The following is a 17,786-nucleotide window of genomic DNA, read 5'->3' as shown; positions in this document are numbered from 1 at the left end:
AGTGAGAATGTTGTGATATGCAAAATATATAAATTTAGCCAAATCATCTTCTTGCAGATAAAAAATCAGCTGTAGTATTTGTTGAAACAGTAGCATATAGCTTAATCGTTTTTTTCTATCTCTATGAGAATATACAAATAGTTTTTTATGCCCTATCGGAATTATTCCGGTGGGGCATTTTTTCTTGCAAAGAAATACTCTCTCGTTGTCGCTCTCCCCCTCTCTCTCCTTTTGATTTTTAAGTTTTTCAAATCAAAAGGAGGAATACCAATGAAAAAGATTAACCTACGAGATTATTACCCGTTCTACAAAGAAGATTTCTTTATCGAGGTGGAGGATCAGATAGCGGAGATTTTAAAAGTGTTTGACATTCAAGAGGCAAGTTATCAGCGATATATTCGCAGATACAAAGCCTATTACTCTCTTGATGTAGATAATGGAATTGAAAATAGTATCTTGCTGACTGCACAGACACCGGATGAGATTTATGAGCGAAAATTGACCAAAGAACAGTTATACCGAGGACTCAACAGCATTCCAAAGAAACAGGCGGATCGCATCTATGCACATTACTTCTTAGGTATGAGTAAAAGCGAAATTGCCAAATCGGAACAGGTCGATGAAAGAGCTGTGAGAGAGTCCATTGAAAGGGGATTAAAGAATATGGCAAAATTTTTGAAAAAAGTTTTGTAATACCCTCCGAAAAAGGTCAAAAAATGTCCTTACTTATGAGAGGCATATAAAATAATATCCCCTACCTAATTTGTACCTTGACAACTGAATAGAACAATCCGGATACCGACCTGCAAAGGCAGGCTGCAAGGAGCCAAGCAGTGGGTACGCCATGATGTTTTTTTACAGAAGAAACCGAAATAATAACTTTGGATATACGGTTTTGAATGTCAAAGACGGAGCGAAAAACACCAACATTGCAAGTAAAGAGAAACGGTTTTATGGCAACGATATGCAGTAATGATACTTCCGTCTGGCTAACGTCACTGTAAGGGGCGGCCCACCCATCAGCATGGGAGGGGGTGGAATTCCCATGAGGATAGGCAGTTACCTATCCGTCCGGATATGTTCAAATAATGATAATATGACAAATGCTGCACTGATTTTTGGTGTGATGTAAATCTTCTAAGCAAGTCAGTGCAGCTTATTTCATAAAAAAGAAAGGAGGTCTAAGCGATGAATGATGGTCTAAATGTCACTCAAAAGAAAGAACGACAATCATTCGGTACTTCCGGGCACGAAGAAAAGAATAGAGTTTCAAGAATGGTTCCCCGCATTGGAATGACGATTGATGAAACGGCAGACTACACCGGAATTGGGAGAACTACTCTACGCCACCTGATCCGTTCAGGAAAGATACCGACTTTGAAAATCGGTCGTAAAACCATTATTCGTGTAGATACCATGGAATATTTTTTGAAAATCAATGAAGGCTTGAATCTACTTGATAATGATGAGGTTCGAGCAGTGAAATAAAAAATACGGCATAGCCATAAACAGGGATGCTTGGTATAATAAAAGTATCACATCCTTGCAGTTTTCTTTGTCGTAGGAAAGGAGAAAAACAATGGCAAAGGGATCTGTAAGAAAAAAAGGAAAAAAGTGGTACTATCGGTTTTATATCGAAGATGAAAGCGGCAACCGAATTCAAAAAGAATTCCCCGGAACAGAAAGTAAAGCGGAAACAGAATCACTTCTCAGAAAGGCAATGGAGGATTATGATAACAAAAAATTCATTGCGAAAAATGAGAATGTGACATTAAGTGATATGCTTGATATGTGGGTCGAGGAAGAATTAAAGCCCGGCTATCTAAGCAACGGTACTGTTATGGCATATCAAGCAACAGTTCGTCGCATCAAGCAACATCCGATCGGAAAAAGAAAGCTGAAAACTGTTACTTCGGATCATCTGCAATCCTTTATGGATTTACTCAGTTTTGGAGGAACAAAGCCGGACGGAACAGTTGCTCAACCTCTAAGTATTGGTGGAATTCGGCAATACTCAGCAGTATTGCAGGGAGCGTTTCGTTTTGCGGTATTCCCAAAGAAACTGATTTCGTTTAATCCAATGCAATATGTTATTCGTCGCAATCAGGCGGAGGATTACGAACTGTTTGTGGAAAACAATGCAATCCAGCAGGTAACACCTACTATCAACCATGAGCAATTCAAGGAACTTATCGCTTATTTGGAAAAAAAGAACAATCCGGCGGTACTCCCCATTCAGATTGCCAATTATACAGGCTTGAGGATTGGAGAGGCATGCGGGCTTGATTGGCAGGACATCAACTTAGAAGAACAATATCTGACGGTTCGCAGAAGTATGCGCTATAATCAGATGCGACACAAAGTAGAGGTAGGTCCTACAAAACGAAAGAAAGTCCGAGAGGTTGATTTCGGAAATGTGCTGACTGATATTTTGAAAAAGGCGAAAAAAGAGCAATTACAAAACAGGATGAAATATGGAGAACTTTATTCCCTAAATTATTATGTAGAGGTTAAGGAAAAGAACCGCAGCTACTTTGAGGTTTATACTTTAGGGATGAACGAAAATGTTCCGGAAGATTACAAGCCTTTATCTTTAGTTTGTTTAAGACCGGACGGAGCCTATGAGTCTCCAAGCACCGTCAGCCTTGTTTGCAGAAGTGCTCAGAAGAAAATACCGGGATTGGAAGATTTTCACTTCCATACATTAAGACATACCTTTACAAGCAATTTACTCTCTTATGGAGCAGCGCCGAAAGAAGTTCAGGAGCTTCTTGGACACGCCGATGTCACTACCACGATGAATATCTATGCCCACGCTTCAAGAGAAGCAAAGCGCTCCTCTGCAAAACTGCTGGACAATGCAATGGGAATCGATTAAGTAAAATTTCCCTTAAAAATTCTCATAAGGGAAAAATCAAGGGAAACCAAGTAAAAAAGAAAGCGAAATCCTATGAAAAACCAAGTATTTTAGGGATTTAGAGGATTATAGATAGATAAATTAGAATTAGTGAAACCATTCATAGGAATGAAATAGTTGTGGAAGAAATCAGAAGTATACATCAGAATAAAAGCAAGATGGATAAGTATGTTAGCGGAGTGAATTTTTGGTACTGTTTCAGCATCAACACAGAAGGAAAAGAAGGATAGTTGATATATGGATGGTACAAGGATAGCGATAGAAAGTATTCTTTTTTTAACACAAAACACGATAGGACATTTGGAAAAAGATTGGTAGGTTGGCATTGGATAGATGGATACAGATATTACTTTGGAAATGATGGAGTATTGTATCAAAATACAACAACACCTGATGGTAGCCAAGTGGACAAAGATGGTAGATACATGAAAAATTCCATCATACAGCATGTGGGAGGGAAAGGGCTATCTTTAAAACCTCATATGTCGGAACAGGCGAAAAAGAATTCCTTACAGAATCAAACACAACAGGCAAAAAGTGATAACAAAGCAAAAAAAGAAAGAGAAAGCAATCATGATTCCAAACAAGACAAAACATATACTGTAACTTTTGATTTAAATGATGGAATACCAAGCAAAAAAGAAATGCAATCGGTAAAAGAAGGAAACTATGTAGAATATTTGGAACCCCCGTACAGAGACGGGTACTATTTTTTGGCGTGGTACCAAGAAAAAGAAGTACAAGATTTTGACAACGGATTTTCTTTTGATGGTACACCAATCCACAAAGATATTACATTATATGCATTATGGTTGGATACCACACATGACAGTGATAGCGACGGACTGTTGGATGGACATGAAATGATTCTTAAAACAGATCCTCACAAAACAGATACAGATGGAGATGGATTAACAGATTCAGAAGAACACAATTTTACAACGACCGATCCGTTAAAAACACACACCTATTTGGATGATACAGCAGATGCGGAGCTGGATATTGATGGCGACGGACTTACCAATTTAGAAGAAGTACGTTTTGGTTCCAATCCGATTTTTGGGGACTATGACGAAGATTACTTCAATGATAAACAAGAAAAAGAACATGGGACCAACCCGAACAACAAAGATACAGATAATGACGGATTGAAAGACGGACAAGAAATCATCCAAAGAACAGATAAAAAAGGAAGAGTATTCTTCAAATTGCACTCTTATCCGAACAAAAGAGACAGCGATGGCGACGGAATTGAAGATAAACAGGATGAAAAGCCACTTATTCCACAACGCTATACCATAGATTATCTCGGCAGCTCGAAACATCTTAAAAGCGTGGAAGAGAGATTGAATCAAAAGATAAAAAAGAACTCATCATCATTAAGTAATGGAGAGAAAGTTAGTACAATCGGAAGATGGGGAACAGAAATTTTAATGAATGATTATGATACTTTCTTAAAAGAGAGAAAAGTGGATACAAAGGGTAAGTTTCGAGAAGACTATTGGAAAAAAGATTGGGATAAATACCGGGATGAATATTGTAGTAAATTCAATAGCTATGTAAAACGTTCAGGAAGTGTAACAGAAAAAGTTCATTATTTTAGAAATAATTTGAACAGAATTCCGACAACACTGCAACAGTTAAATTCCCAAAGCAGTAATTGGGTGTTGCTGAAGGTAGGAAGTTTCGGATATCATATGTGTTCTACATCCTTTTCCGAAACAGGTTCATACAATCTGAAGTTTATCTCCAAAAACGGCAGAAACGAAGGAGTGTATATCAACCATTACGGAAGTAATAACAAAAACAAAAATAAGGGAAAAGCTTGTACCGAAAAAACAGATCCGAAGAATATGGGAACCTATAACTTTAGCGGAATGTATTATGCAAAAGGAAAAGCATCCAAAGAAGCAAAAGATCATTTTCAATTAGATATGTTGCCTTATTACAACTATGGAAATGTATCAAGAAATGATTTGCCTGGAGATGAGGAAACGAACGACAAGAATAAAGGAAGATATAAAAAAATTATGATGCACTGAGAGCCAGAACTCGATTCGTGAGAGAATGGAAAGGGATGGTAGAATGAAAAGAAAAATAATCTTAGCTATAGATATACTTACGGCAATACTTTTTGCAATACAAATACAATCTACTGTTGTTTTTATTTTTGAAGAGTATTCATATTTACAGAACTATTTTTGGAATGAGTTTTTTATATTTTATCGCTCATATGGTTTGAGCAGTTTGGGGTATTCTTTTCAAAGTGAGTTAATATATTATCAATTTTTGTTCATAGTATTTTGTCTAAATCTCTATGTAATAGTGATAAAGATGATATGTATGTACAAAAAAGAAACGATGTATGGAATGTATAGAGCTCTTCTTTTTGTTAATATAGCTTTTATTTGTGCTAAAATAGTAGAATTTGATATGTTCTGGACTGCTGCAATGGGTATATGAGGTTAAGAGAGAATGAAAAATAAAGTAATACACTTTGTTGATATATTAACTGTAATAATTTTAATGATAGGATTACAATCATGGATTATTTTTGTTAAAGAAAATTTTATATATTTGCAGAATTATTCATGGGACAGTTGTATTTTGTGTTATTCTGTTTGTGGAATGTTAGATATGATACGAAGATCATCATATGAGTATATTTATCATGGAACTGTATTTGTTGTGTATTTTGCCAGTTTTTATGTAATAGTAGTGAAATTGATAGATTTATGGAAAAAAGAACTTATCCATAGGGTTTATCGATGGTTTATTGTGATAAATATCTGTTTTGTTGTATTTAAAACATTAGAGTTTTTGATTCATTTAGATAGAGAATTTGGTATATGAGGTTAAGAGAATGAAAAATAAAGTAATACACTTTGTTGATATATTAACTGTAATACTATTGGTGATAGACATTCAATCTAAACTCATGTTTACTATGGAAAAATGGGATAGATTACAAAATTATGAATGGAGTGATTATTTTTATTTATATCGTTGTTGTGGAATTACGGACACTATACTATCTTCTTCATTTGAGAAATTATATTGTTGGATTGTATTTATCATATATTTTTTGAGTTTCTATGTAATAGTAGTAAAGATAAAAGATATAAGAAAAAAAGAACTGATCCATGGAGCTTGCAGATGGTTTATTGTGACAAATATACTTTTTGTGTTATTGAAGACAATTGAATATTACATTTATTTAATCACTATCACGCATGCATAATTAATGAGAACAAGTAACTATTAAAATAATTAAAAACAGGAATATGACCTATCTTGAAGCAAGTGTTCCTGTTTTTGAATTATTTTAATGAAAGACTATTGTACCTTCTTAAAAGAGAGAAAAGTGAATACAAAGGGTAAGTTTCGAGAAGACTATTGGAAAAGAGATTGGGATAAATACCGGGATGAATATTGTAGTAAATTCAATAGTTATGTGAAACATTCAGGAAGTGTAACAGAAAAAGTTCATTATTTTAGAAATAATTTGAACAGAATTCCGACAACACTGCAACAGTTAAATTCCCAAAGCAGTAATTGGGTGTTGCTACAGGTAGGAAGTTTCGGATATCATATGTGTCCGACAACCTTTTCCGGAACAGGTTCATACAATCTGAAGTTTATCTCCAAAAATGGCAGGAATGAAGGAGTCTATATCAATTATTATGGAGATAAGAATAAAAACAAAGGAAAAGCTTGTACCGAAAAAACAGATCCGAAGAATATGGGAACCTATAACTTTAGCGGAATGTATTATGCAAAAGGAAAAGCATCCAAAGAAGCAAAAAGATCATTTTGAATTAGATATGGTGCCTTATTACAGCTATGGAAACGTATCAAAAAATGATTTGCCGAATTTATTTGAACAAATGAGTAATTCTAATGCGAATAGGTACAATGATAATTACGATGCTAAAAATTCCAGAAACAAGTTTGAAAAACAGTGGAAAGGAATAAAAGAATGAAGAATAGAAAGACAAAAATTATTTTTTTTGATATATTGACTGTTATACTGTTAATGATACAGTTACAATCTTTAGTTGTGTACTTTGTGCATAGTCTTTCATATTCACACGATTTAACATGGACTGACTATCTTTCTATCTACAGTTTATACGGAATATCATATACTATATATCATTCTTCATTTATTTATATATATATATTGACTTTATTTATCACATTTTTTTGGAATATCTATGTAATAACAGTGAAGACAAAAGATATATGGAAAAAAGAACTGATCCATGGAATTTATCGATGGTTTATTGTGATAAATATCTGTTTTGTTCTATGGAAGATTATTGAAATTTTGATTGAATTAGATGCAGCGTTTAGCATATGAGGGTTAAGAGAATGAAGAAGAAAGTGATGCTGCTTGTAGATACCCTAACTGTGATATTTTTAAGCATCCAAATACAGTATACAATAGTGTTTGTTGAAGAGTTTTTAAAAGTTACAAAATTATACATGAGACGATTTTTTGTCACTTTATACGCTTAGTGGAATATTTGACATGATAAGCGGGTCATCATATGACCAAGCATATATTTGGATTCTGTGCATCACATGTTTTTTTTAGTTTATATGTAATAGAAGAAGATAAAAGATATAAGAAAAAAAGAACTGATCCATGGATGTTATCTATGGTTTATTGTGACAAATATATTTTTTATGTTATTGAAGACAATTGAATTTTACATTCATTTAGGCTATATTTTCCGTGGATAGTTAGTGAGAACAAGTAACCATTAAAATAATTGAAAACAGGAATATGACCTATCTTGAAGCAAGTGTTCCTGTTTTTGAATTATTTTCATAAAAGACTATTATACCTTCTTAAAAGAGAGAAAAGTGGATACAAAGGGTAAGTTTCGAGAAGACTATTGGAAAAGAGATTGGGATAAATACCGGGATGAATATTGTAGTAAATTCAATAGTTATGTAAAACGTTCAGGAAGTGTAACAGAAAAAGTTCATTATTTTAGAAATAATTTGAACAGAATTCCGACAACACTGCAACAGTTAAATTCCCAAAGCAGTAATTGGGTGTTGCTGAAGGTAGGAAGTTCCGGATATCATATGTGTCCGACATCCTTTTCCGAAACGGGTTCATACAATCTGAAATTTATCTCCAAAAACGGCAGGAACGAAGGAGTCTATATCAACTATTACGGAAGTAATAACAAAAACAAAAATAAGGGAAAAGCTTGTACCGAAAAAACAGATCCGAAGAATATGGGAACCTATAACTTTAGTGGAATGTATTATGCAAAAGGAAAAATATCTACAGATGGAGCAAGTCATTGGTTATATGATATCCATCCTTATGACAATTATGGAAATGTATCGAAAAATGATTTGCCGAGAGATGGAGAAAAGCGTAAAGATAATGAAACAAGGTATGAGTATAATGTTGATGTAAGGCGGGCTAGAATTCAATTTACAAGAGAATGGAAAGGAATAGATGAATGAAAAATAATACTATCAATAAAAAAAAGGGTTTCCTATTCGTTGTTGATATATTAAGTATTATACTTTTAATGATACAGTTAGAATCTACTATTGTTTTTATTATGGAAAGTTCCTCATATTTGCAAAATTTCACATGGGATGATTATTTTGATTTATATAGTATATTTGGTATATCGGATATGATACGCAGGTCATCATATGATCAAGTATATATTTGGATTGTATTTATCATATATTTTTTGAGTTTCTATGTAATAGTAGTAAAGATAAAAGATATAAGAAAAAAAGAACTGATCCATGGAGCTTGCAAATGGTTTATTGTGACAAATATACTTTTTGTGTTATTGAAGACAATTGAATATTACATTTATTTAATCACTATCACGCATGCATAATTAATGAGAACAAGTAACTATTAAAATAATTAAAAACAGGAATATGACCTATCTTGAAGCAAGTGTTCCTGTTTTTGAATTATTTTCATAAAAGACTATTGTACCTTCTTAAAAGAGAGAAAAGTGAATACAAAGGGTAAGTTTCGAGAAGACTACTGGAAAAAAGATTGGGATAAATACCGGGATGAATATTGTAGTAAATTCAATAGTTATGTAAAACATTCAGGAAGTGTAACAGAAAAAGTTCATTATTTTAGAAATAATTTGAACAGAATTCCGACAACACTGCAACAGTTAAATTCCCAAAGCAGTAATTGGGTGTTGCTGAAGGTAGGAAGTTCCGGATATCATATGTGTCCGACATCCTTTTCCGAAACGGGTTCATACAATCTGAAATTTATCTCCAAAAACGGCAGGAACGAAGGAGTGTATATCAACTATTACGGAAGTAATAACAAAAACAAAAATAAGGGAAAAGCTTGTACCGAAAAAACAGATCCGAAGAATATGGGAACCTATAACTTTAGCGGAATGTATTATGCAAAAGGGAAAATATCTACAGATGGAGCAAGTCATTGGTTATATGATATTCGTCCTTATGACAATTATGGAAATGTATCGAGAAATGATTTGCCGAGAGATGGGGAAAAACATGGCGATAATGAGAAGAGGTATGAAAAAAATCTTGATGCACTGAGAGCCAGAATTCGATTTGTGGGAGAATGGAAAGGGGTAGTAGAATGAAAAGAAAAATAATCTTAGCTATAGATATACTTACGGTAATACTTTTTGCAATACAAATACAATCTACTGTTGTTTTTATTTTTGAAGATTATTCATATTTACACTACTATTCATGGAACAAATTTTTTATATATTATAATTCGTATGGTTTAAGTACTTTAGTGTATGATTCTTTTCGAAGTGAGTTTATATATTATCAATTTTTGTTCATAGTATTTTGTCTAAATCTCTATGTAATAGTGATAAAGATGATATGTATGTACAAAAAAGAAACGATGTATGGAATGCATAGAGCTCTTCTTTTTGTTAATATAGCTTTTATTTGTGCTAAAATAGTAGAATTTGATGTGTTCTGGACTGCTGCAATGGGTATATGAGGTTAAGAGAATGAAAAATAAAGTAATACACTTTGTTGATATATTAACTGTAATAATTTTAATGATAATATTACAATCGGAAATTGTTTTTATCAAAGGAAATTGTTTGTATGTGCAAAATTCTCCATGGTATGATTATATGTGGATGTATTCTATTAGTGGTATATCAGATATGATACGAAGATCATCATATGATTTTATCTATAATTTATTGGTATTTATTGTTTATATTTCTAGTTTTTATGTAATAACAGTAAAGTTGATAGATTTATGGAAAAAAGAACTTATTAGTGGAACTTACAGATGGTTTATTGTGATAAATATATGTTTTGTTATATTTAAGACGGTGGATTTTTTGATTGAATTAGATGCAGCGTTTAGCATATGAGGGTTAAGAGAATGAAGAATAAAGTAATACACTTTGTTGATATATTAACTGTAATATTTTTAAGCATACAAATACAGTCCACAATAGTGTTTATTGAGGAACGTTTTTCATATTTACAAAATTATGAATGGAGTGATTATTTTTATTTATATCGTTGTTGTGGAATTACGGACACTATACTATCTTCTTCATTTGAGAAATTATATTGTTGGATTGTATGTATCATGTATTTTTCGAGTTTCTATGTAATAGTAGTAAAGATAAAAGATATAAGAAAAAAAGAACTGATCCATGGAGCCTATAGATGGTTTATTGTGACAAATATATTTTTTATGTTATTGAAGACAATTGAATTTTACATTCATTTAGGCTATATTTTCCGTGGATAGTTAGTGAGAACAAATAACTATTAAAATAATTGAAAACAGGAATATGAACTGTCTTGAAGCAAGTATTCCTGTTTTTGAATTATTTTAATGAAAGATTGTTACATCCATATATGTCAAGAACATATATGTCAAGAAATCAATTTCAGACGGATTGAGATTGATGCTGAAAATATTAGTGTAATTTCATTTTATAATTAACGTTGCAATTTAAGAACGAATTTATATTGAGATGTTCTATGAAAAATTTATTTGACTTTTTGTAATTCATTTTCTATAATAAAAAGAAAGATTTGTGGAGAATAGGATAATTTATCGGTGACAGGAATTAGTATCTTTATTTTACTTGCATTTAGAGAAGAAGCGGTTGGTGAAAGCTTTTGCCGGTGATAAAGAGAAGCTCTCCTTGAGAATTTTCGTAATGGAAAACGGTGTGGAATCTCGTTATCGGTTCTAATAAGATAATTTGAAAAAGTTTGATTTCAAATTAGAGTAAGGTGGTACCGTGATGATGAGTCGCCCTTATGTCATAAACGAGATGGCATAGGGGTGTTTTTATTTTATTAGCAGTAAAATTGTTTGAAATGATAGTTTTAATGGTGGTTGTCTCTTATTATATGAAAAGAATTGATGTGAACTATTGTGGTTGTTTAGAGTCACATCTAACATAACTGCTTATCATCAATTTATAGAAGGATTGTATTTTGAAAAAAGAGGGGTAGAGAAAATGAAGTTAAAATTTAAGTCTGTCAATGAGATTAGAAAAAGTTATTTGGATTTTTTTGCAAGTAAAGATCACTATGTGAGTCCAAGTTTTCCTTTGGTTCCAATTAACGATAACAGTTTGTTACTTATCAATGCCGGCATGGCTCCGCTGAAGAATTATTTTATGGGAATTGAAAAACCGCCAAAGAACAGAATGTCTACCTGTCAAAAATGTATTCGCACGGGAGATATTGAAAATGTAGGAATTACAGCTCGCCACGCGACTTTTTTTGAAATGTTAGGAAATTTTTCTTTTGGCAATTACTTTAAAAATGAAGCGATTGCGTGGGCGTGGGAATTTGTTACCACTGTTTTGGAAATCAGTCCGGAGTTGTTATGGGTAACTGTATACGAGGAAGATGACGAAGCATACAATATTTGGAGAGATAAAATCGGTGTTTCGGAAGATAGGATTGTAAGATTAGGAAAAGAGGATAATTTTTGGGAAATAGGAACAGGAACAGGTCCGTGTGGTCCTTGTTCGGAAATTTACATCGATAGAGGAGCAGAATTCGGTTGTGATGATGAGCACTGCAAACCTGGATGCGACTGCGACCGTTTCTTGGAATTTTGGAACTTGGTATTTACTCAATTTAATAAGGAAGAAGATAAGACTTTGACTCCATTGCCTCATCCGAATATTGATACAGGAATGGGATTGGAGCGTGTAGCTTGTATGTTGCAAGGTGTGGATAGTATCTTTGATATTGATACCATGCAGGATATTATTCGAAAGATTGAAGAGTTATTACATGTGAAATATCGTGAAGATAGTAAAAAGGATATCAGTATTCGTATTATTACAGACCATATTCGTGCAGTAACTTTCTTGATTGGAGACGGTGTTATTCCATCTAATGAAGGAAGAGGATACGTTCTTCGCAGACTTCTTCGTAGAGCTGCAAGACATGGAAAATTATTGGGGATGGATAGACCGTTTTTGCATGAATTAATGTCAAAAGTGATTGAAATTAATGCAGATGCATATCCGGAATTAAAGGAAAAACAAGAATATATTTACAAGGTGATTAAGGTAGAGGAAGACAAGTTTGAAGAGACGATTTATCAAGGGTTAGAAATTTTGAGAGAAGAGATGAATCGTATGAAAGATACTAATGAAACGATGATGAGCCCTGAAAAGGCATTTCGTCTTTATGATACATTTGGATTTCCATTTGATTTGACAAAAGAGATTTTGACAGAGGAAGGTTTTTCTGTAGAGGAAGAAGGCTTCTATGAAGAAATGGAAAAACAACGTAATCGAGCAAGAAGTGCCAGAAAAGACAGTGATAACGAAGGATGGAAGAAAGAGAACATCTCATTGGATTTAGAGCCTACTGTTTTTGAGGGATATACAAGTTTTACAGAAGAAGCAAGTATTATCAGTATTGTTCAAGAGGATGCGTTGATTCAAACAGCGAAAAAGGGAGATAAAGCTATCTTTATTTTGAACAGAACACCGTTTTATGCAGAAAGTGGCGGTCAAGTGGGGGATATCGGAATTTTAGAGAGTCAAAGAGGAAAAGTTTCTGTTATCCAGACAAAAAAAGGTAATAATGATGTTATTATGCATATCGGAGAAGTGATTGAAGGAGAAATTTCTGTTGGAGACAGTATGATTGCTGAAATTAATGAATCTCGTAGAAACGAAACAATGAGAAACCATTCAGCAACTCACCTTTTGCACAAAGCCCTTCGTACAGTATTGGGTAATCATGTCACTCAGGCCGGTTCTTTTGTAACACCTGAGCGTGTGAGATTTGATTTTACTCACTTTGAAGCAATGACAAAAGAAGAACTTCAAAAAGTAGAGCTGGCAGTTAACGGAGCAATCTATTCTTATTTGGAAGTTACTTGTCAAGAAATGGCAATTGAGAAAGCGAAAGAAAAGGGAGCAATGGCGCTTTTTGGAGAAAAATACGGTCAAACAGTTCGTGTAGTATCTATGGGCGATTATTCTGTTGAGCTTTGTGGCGGAACACATGTGAGCAACACCTCTGAAATCGGAATGTTTAAGATTGTTTCAGAATCAGGAGTTGCGTCCGGAGTGAGAAGAATCGAAGCTGTTACAGGAATGAAAGTATATGAAGTTTTGAAAAAGCAAGAAGGTCTTTTGGAAGATTTATCTGAAAAAATGAAGACAAAACAGGATCAATTATCTGAAAGAGTGGAACATCAGATTGTGGAATTAAAGGAAGCGAAAAAAGAAATTGCTCAACTTAAAAATACCATTTTGCAAGAAAATATGGATAATATTATGTCTCACTGCATAGATGTTAGTGATTTAAAATTATTAACAAATGAGTTTGAAAATGTTGATTCAGACGATTTGAGAAATATAGCTCAAAGTTTGGTAGATAAGGACGATACTCTTGTGGTGGTGCTTGCTTCTAAGAAGGATGAAAAAATTAATTTTATTGCAATGGCAGGAAAAAATGCGGTAGAAAAAGGAGCACATTGCGGAAATCTTTTAAGGGAAGTGGCAAAAATCGCAAAAGGTGGCGGTGGCGGAAAAGCCAATATGGCACAAGCAGGCGGCAAAGATGTAAGTAAAATCAAAGATGCACTGAATGTGGCAAAGGATGTGTTAATCGCTCAATTATTGTAATATCAAAATTTATCATGACAGATAAAGTAGATGAAAGTGATATTTAAAGTATAGAAATAGAAATGGAGTATATTGTGGCAAAAAAAGTCATTTTAGGTATGAGCGGAGGAGTGGACTCTTCCGTTTCCGCCCTGCTCTTGAAACAACAAGGGTATGAAGTGGTAGGACTTTTTATGAAAAATTGGGATGAAAAGGATGAAGGCGGAGTTTGTACAGCAACACAGGATTATGAAGATGTGATGAGAGTGGCAGGGCAACTTGAGATTCCTTTTTATACAGTTAATTTTGAAAAGGAGTATTGGGATAGAGTATTTTCTTATTTTTTGAATGAATATGAACACGGAAGAACTCCTAATCCGGATGTAATGTGCAATCAGGAAATTAAATTCAATGCGTTTTTGGATTATGCGCTGAAATTAGAAGCAGACTATATTGCAATGGGGCATTATGCCGGAGTGCTGAAAAAAAACGGAAGATATTATCTAAGAAGAGGAAAAGACGCCAATAAAGATCAAAGTTATTTTTTGTCTCGTATTACGGAAGAGGCTCTTTCTAAAACTATTTTTCCGATTGCTGATTTAGAAAAATCGGAAGTAAGAGAACTTGCAGAAAAATACCGTCTATATACAGCAACAAAAAAAGATTCGACAGGAGTTTGTTTTATCGGAGAAAGAAATTTTGATAAGTTTTTGGATCAGTTTTTGAAAACAAATCCGGGTCTTATATTAACAGTGGATGGAAAAAAGATAGGTGAACATACCGGTTTGATTCATTACACAATTGGTCAGCGTAAAGGAATCGGAATTGGCGGTGTTGGGAGTGGAGAACCTTGGTTTGTAGCAGGAAAAGATTTGAAGAAGAATATTTTGTATGTCGCACAAGGGGAACAACATCCGTCATTGTATACAACAGAGTTGTTGGGAGAAGATGTTGTGTGGATTACAGAAAAACCGCAATTTCCATTTAGAGGAACTGCCAAGTTTCGATATCGACAAAAAGATATTCCGGTAACAGTATATGAACATCAAGACGAGGGAGTAAGAGTAGTGTATGATGAGCCTGTTCGTTCTATTACTCCCGGACAATTTGCTGTTTTCTATGATGGAGAAATTTGTTTAGGGAGCGCTATTATTACAAAGGGGAAACCATTGAATATGAAATATGAATATTTACATGATGTTGTAAAGTAAAAATATGCAAACAGTTAGGGTTTGTTATTAAAATGACCTTTGTTGTAAAAAAAACATAAGTAGTCTATAATAAAGAAAAAAACAGGGGGGCGTTTGTTTTATGCGTTTTTATAATACATTAACTCGAAGAAAAGATGAGTTTGTACCGATTGAAAAGAATAAGGTAAAAATGTATTCTTGCGGGCCGACAGTATATAATTATTTCCATATCGGGAATGCAAGACCGTTTATTATTTTTGATACATTGAGAAATTATTTAGAGTACAGAGGATATGAAGTTACTTTTGTTCAGAATTTTACGGATGTAGATGATAAAATCATCAATCGTGCGAATGAAGAAGGTATTTCGCCTTTGGAGGTAGCAGACAAATATATCAAAGAGTACTTTGTTGATGCAGATGGATTGGGAATTAGAAGAGCAAGCGTTCATCCAAGAGTAACGGAATGTATTGAGGATATTATTGAGTTTATAGAAGAACTGATTCAAAAAGGGCATGCCTATGAGATAGATGGTGATGTTTATTATGATACCAAAAGTTTTGATGGATATGGGAAGCTGTCACGACAAAATATGGAAGAGTTAAATGCCGGAGCCAGAATTGATGTAGACGATAGAAAAAAAAGTCCTTCTGATTTTGCACTTTGGAAGAAGAAAAAAGAGGGAGAAATAGGTTGGATATCTCCTTGGGGTGAAGGAAGACCGGGATGGCACATTGAGTGTTCTGTTATGAGTCGAAAGTATTTGGGAGATACAATTGATATTCATTCAGGAGGTCAGGATTTGATATTCCCTCATCATGAAAATGAGATTGCTCAAAGTGAAGGGCGTTCTGGGAAAGAATTTGCACACTATTGGTTGCATAACGGATACATCAATATCAACAATCAAAAGATGAGTAAGTCATTGAATAACTTTTTCACAGTAAGAGAAATTTCTGAAGTGATTGATTTGGAAATAGTTCGTTTCTTTTTATTAAGTGCACAATATCGCAATCCGGTAAACTTCAGCCAAGATTTGTTAGATGCAGCAAAATCGGGAATGGAAAGATTGTACAATACAAAACACAAAGTTGAGTTTTTGTTAGAACAGGCACAGGGTATGATAAAGGAAGATGAAAAAGAATTTGTGTCTAAATTGCCTTCTTATCGAGAGTTGTTTATTGAAGCGATGGATGACGATTTGAATACTGCAGACGGTATTTCAGCTATTTTTGAACTGTCAAAATTTATCAATACAACAGTAAGTGAAAAAAGTTCCAAAGAGTATTTACAGGAATGCATGAATATCTTCTGTGAATTGACAAATGTGTTGAATATTATTCAAAAGAAAAAAAGTGACGGTTTTGATGAAGATAAGATCAATGAATTGATAGAACAGAGAAGTCTCGCTAAGAAAGAGAAGAATTTTGCTGAAGCAGATCGCATCAGAGGACAATTGCATGATATGGGAGTAGAAGTTTTAGATACAAGGCAGGGTACTACATGGAAGAAAATAGATTAGAAAAAGAGTTGTTTCCTTTGCATTCTGTCAATCCGATTGTACTTGCTTTCATGGGAGATTGTGTTTATGAATTTGCAATCAGAGATTATGTTATTCGCAAATTTCCTACCATGAAAATACATGCTGTGCATAGAAAGGCTGTTTCTTTTGCAAAAGCAAGCAGCCAAGCAAATGTTGTCCAAAAATTACATGAAATGGATTTTTTGACGGAAGAAGAGTGGAGTTGGGTAAAAAAAGGAAGGAATCAACATTCCATGATTCCTAAGAACGCATCACCGATGGAATATCGTTATGCGACAGGATTTGAGACATTGTTGGGATATTTGCATTTTGTGAACCAACAAGATAGAATCCGGTTGATTGTGGAAGAAGCAATAAAGATTGTTGGAGTATAGAGAAATGAAATAAGGAGTCTATTGACATAGACTCCTTTTGGCGTGAATTGGAGGATGTATGTATATTATTGTAGGGCTCGGTAATCCGGGGAAAAAATATGAGAGAACAAGACATAATATCGGTTTTTTGACAATAGATGAATTATCCAGAAGAACCGGGATTATTCCAAATAAACTGAAATTCAAAGCATCTGTCGGAGAAGGTAGAATTGGAACAGAAAAAGTTGTTTTGGTAAAACCGCAAACATTTATGAATCTTAGTGGAGAATCTGTAAGAGAACTTATGTCTTTTTATAAGGTAGACCATGATAAATTGATTGTTATTTATGATGATATTGATTTGGAAGTTGGAAAACTTCGTATTCGTAAAAAAGGAAGCTCCGGAACACACAATGGAATGAGAAATATTATTTATTTATTGGGATATGATGATTTTCCAAGATTTAGAGTAGGAATCTCCGGAGAAAACAGGAGAGGAAATCTTGCTGATTATGTTTTGGGGAATTTTTTGAAAGAAGAAATTCCATCTGTTGCAGATTCAATTGAACGATGTGCAGATGCGATAGAATGTTTAATGAAAGACGGGATTGAATTAGCGATGACGAGGTACAATGGATAGGGTGATGT

General features: G+C 33.8%; 17 protein-coding genes and 1 other annotated feature. All 17 genes read left to right on the top strand.

The window, feature by feature from the left end:
• The first annotated feature begins 270 nt into the window (after positions 1-270).
• The 17 genes from HMPREF0389_RS01890 (at position 271) to pth (ending at position 17,778) form a co-directional block, all read left to right on the top strand.
• The gene (locus HMPREF0389_RS01890; protein WP_014262049.1) at positions 271-693 is read left to right on the top strand and encodes an RNA polymerase sigma factor; all 423 of its coding nucleotides are present in this window, start codon (positions 271-273) and stop codon (positions 691-693) included.
• Between the two features lie 154 nt (positions 694-847).
• Positions 848-973, top strand: a complete 126-nt coding sequence (locus HMPREF0389_RS09220; protein WP_278214615.1) for a hypothetical protein — start codon at positions 848-850, stop codon at positions 971-973.
• A gap of 215 nt (positions 974-1,188) precedes the next feature.
• Entirely contained in the window at positions 1,189-1,488 is a 300-nt protein-coding gene (locus HMPREF0389_RS01885; RefSeq protein ID WP_014262048.1) for a helix-turn-helix domain-containing protein, read from the top strand.
• A 91-nt stretch (positions 1,489-1,579) separates the two neighbouring features.
• Positions 1,580-2,878 (top strand): tyrosine-type recombinase/integrase, encoded by a 1,299-nt coding sequence (locus tag HMPREF0389_RS01880; RefSeq protein ID WP_014262047.1) that lies wholly within the window; start codon positions 1,580-1,582, stop codon positions 2,876-2,878.
• 269 nt (positions 2,879-3,147) lie between these two features.
• A complete protein-coding gene (locus HMPREF0389_RS09165; protein WP_049770193.1) occupies positions 3,148-4,959 on the top strand; it encodes an InlB B-repeat-containing protein in 1,812 nt (603 codons plus the stop codon).
• Between the two features lie 43 nt (positions 4,960-5,002).
• Positions 5,003-5,380, top strand: coding sequence for a hypothetical protein (locus tag HMPREF0389_RS01870; RefSeq protein WP_041250755.1), 378 nt, complete (start codon positions 5,003-5,005; stop codon positions 5,378-5,380).
• 12 nt (positions 5,381-5,392) lie between these two features.
• Entirely contained in the window at positions 5,393-5,770 is a 378-nt protein-coding gene (locus HMPREF0389_RS01865; protein ID WP_014262045.1) for a hypothetical protein, read from the top strand.
• A 511-nt stretch (positions 5,771-6,281) separates the two neighbouring features.
• Positions 6,282-6,734: a hypothetical protein gene (locus HMPREF0389_RS01855; protein WP_041250754.1), complete on the top strand. Its 453-nt coding sequence runs from the start codon at positions 6,282-6,284 to the stop codon at positions 6,732-6,734.
• Complete coding sequence (locus tag HMPREF0389_RS09160; RefSeq protein ID WP_041250753.1) at positions 6,691-6,900, top strand: hypothetical protein; 210 nt, start codon at positions 6,691-6,693, stop codon at positions 6,898-6,900. Before HMPREF0389_RS01855 ends, HMPREF0389_RS09160 begins: the two co-directional genes overlap by 44 nt.
• Positions 6,901-7,789: 889 nt before the next feature.
• Entirely contained in the window at positions 7,790-8,410 is a 621-nt protein-coding gene (locus tag HMPREF0389_RS01840) for a hypothetical protein (protein WP_014262040.1), read from the top strand.
• A gap of 518 nt (positions 8,411-8,928) precedes the next feature.
• The gene (locus tag HMPREF0389_RS01830; RefSeq protein WP_014262038.1) at positions 8,929-9,549 is read left to right on the top strand and encodes a hypothetical protein; all 621 of its coding nucleotides are present in this window, start codon (positions 8,929-8,931) and stop codon (positions 9,547-9,549) included.
• A 387-nt stretch (positions 9,550-9,936) separates the two neighbouring features.
• A complete protein-coding gene (locus HMPREF0389_RS01820; RefSeq protein WP_014262037.1) occupies positions 9,937-10,314 on the top strand; it encodes a hypothetical protein in 378 nt (125 codons plus the stop codon).
• Positions 10,315-11,009: 695 nt separating this feature from the next.
• Positions 11,010-11,227, top strand: a binding site (T-box leader).
• Positions 11,228-11,427: 200 nt separating this feature from the next.
• A complete protein-coding gene (gene alaS / locus HMPREF0389_RS01810) occupies positions 11,428-14,073 on the top strand; it encodes an alanine--tRNA ligase (protein ID WP_014262036.1) in 2,646 nt (881 codons plus the stop codon).
• 74 nt (positions 14,074-14,147) lie between these two features.
• The gene (mnmA, locus tag HMPREF0389_RS01805) at positions 14,148-15,263 is read left to right on the top strand and encodes a tRNA 2-thiouridine(34) synthase MnmA (RefSeq protein ID WP_014262035.1); all 1,116 of its coding nucleotides are present in this window, start codon (positions 14,148-14,150) and stop codon (positions 15,261-15,263) included.
• A 100-nt stretch (positions 15,264-15,363) separates the two neighbouring features.
• Complete coding sequence (cysS, locus tag HMPREF0389_RS01800; RefSeq protein WP_014262034.1) at positions 15,364-16,764, top strand: cysteine--tRNA ligase; 1,401 nt, start codon at positions 15,364-15,366, stop codon at positions 16,762-16,764.
• A complete protein-coding gene (locus tag HMPREF0389_RS01795) occupies positions 16,746-17,159 on the top strand; it encodes a Mini-ribonuclease 3 (protein ID WP_014262033.1) in 414 nt (137 codons plus the stop codon). Before cysS ends, HMPREF0389_RS01795 begins: the two co-directional genes overlap by 19 nt.
• Before the next feature lie 58 nt (positions 17,160-17,217).
• Positions 17,218-17,778: an aminoacyl-tRNA hydrolase gene (gene pth / locus HMPREF0389_RS01790; RefSeq protein WP_014262032.1), complete on the top strand. Its 561-nt coding sequence runs from the start codon at positions 17,218-17,220 to the stop codon at positions 17,776-17,778.
• Positions 17,779-17,786: the final 8 nt, after the last annotated feature.

It is taken from the genome of Filifactor alocis ATCC 35896 (genome assembly GCF_000163895.2).
Lineage (GTDB): Bacteria > Bacillota > Clostridia > Peptostreptococcales > Filifactoraceae > Filifactor > Filifactor alocis.
This window is presented reverse-complemented; position numbering and strand designations above follow the sequence as displayed.

What these genes read in the sequence shown, in the direction of transcription:
- HMPREF0389_RS01890 (WP_014262049.1), top strand. Translation starts at nt 271, where the DNA reads ATGAAAAAGATTAACCTACGAGATTATTACCCGTTCTACAAAGAAGAT.
- HMPREF0389_RS09220 (WP_278214615.1), top strand. Translation starts at nt 848, where the DNA reads ATGTTTTTTTACAGAAGAAACCGAAATAATAACTTTGGATATACGGTT.
- HMPREF0389_RS01885 (WP_014262048.1), top strand. Translation starts at nt 1,189, where the DNA reads ATGAATGATGGTCTAAATGTCACTCAAAAGAAAGAACGACAATCATTC.
- HMPREF0389_RS01880 (WP_014262047.1), top strand. Translation starts at nt 1,580, where the DNA reads ATGGCAAAGGGATCTGTAAGAAAAAAAGGAAAAAAGTGGTACTATCGG.
- HMPREF0389_RS01870 (WP_041250755.1), top strand. Translation starts at nt 5,003, where the DNA reads ATGAAAAGAAAAATAATCTTAGCTATAGATATACTTACGGCAATACTT.
- HMPREF0389_RS01865 (WP_014262045.1), top strand. Translation starts at nt 5,393, where the DNA reads ATGAAAAATAAAGTAATACACTTTGTTGATATATTAACTGTAATAATT.
- HMPREF0389_RS09160 (WP_041250753.1), top strand. Translation starts at nt 6,691, where the DNA reads ATGCAAAAGGAAAAGCATCCAAAGAAGCAAAAAGATCATTTTGAATTA.
- HMPREF0389_RS01820 (WP_014262037.1), top strand. Translation starts at nt 9,937, where the DNA reads ATGAAAAATAAAGTAATACACTTTGTTGATATATTAACTGTAATAATT.
- alaS (WP_014262036.1), top strand. Translation starts at nt 11,428, where the DNA reads ATGAAGTTAAAATTTAAGTCTGTCAATGAGATTAGAAAAAGTTATTTG.
- cysS (WP_014262034.1), top strand. Translation starts at nt 15,364, where the DNA reads ATGCGTTTTTATAATACATTAACTCGAAGAAAAGATGAGTTTGTACCG.
- HMPREF0389_RS01795 (WP_014262033.1), top strand. Translation starts at nt 16,746, where the DNA reads ATGGAAGAAAATAGATTAGAAAAAGAGTTGTTTCCTTTGCATTCTGTC.
- pth (WP_014262032.1), top strand. Translation starts at nt 17,218, where the DNA reads ATGTATATTATTGTAGGGCTCGGTAATCCGGGGAAAAAATATGAGAGA.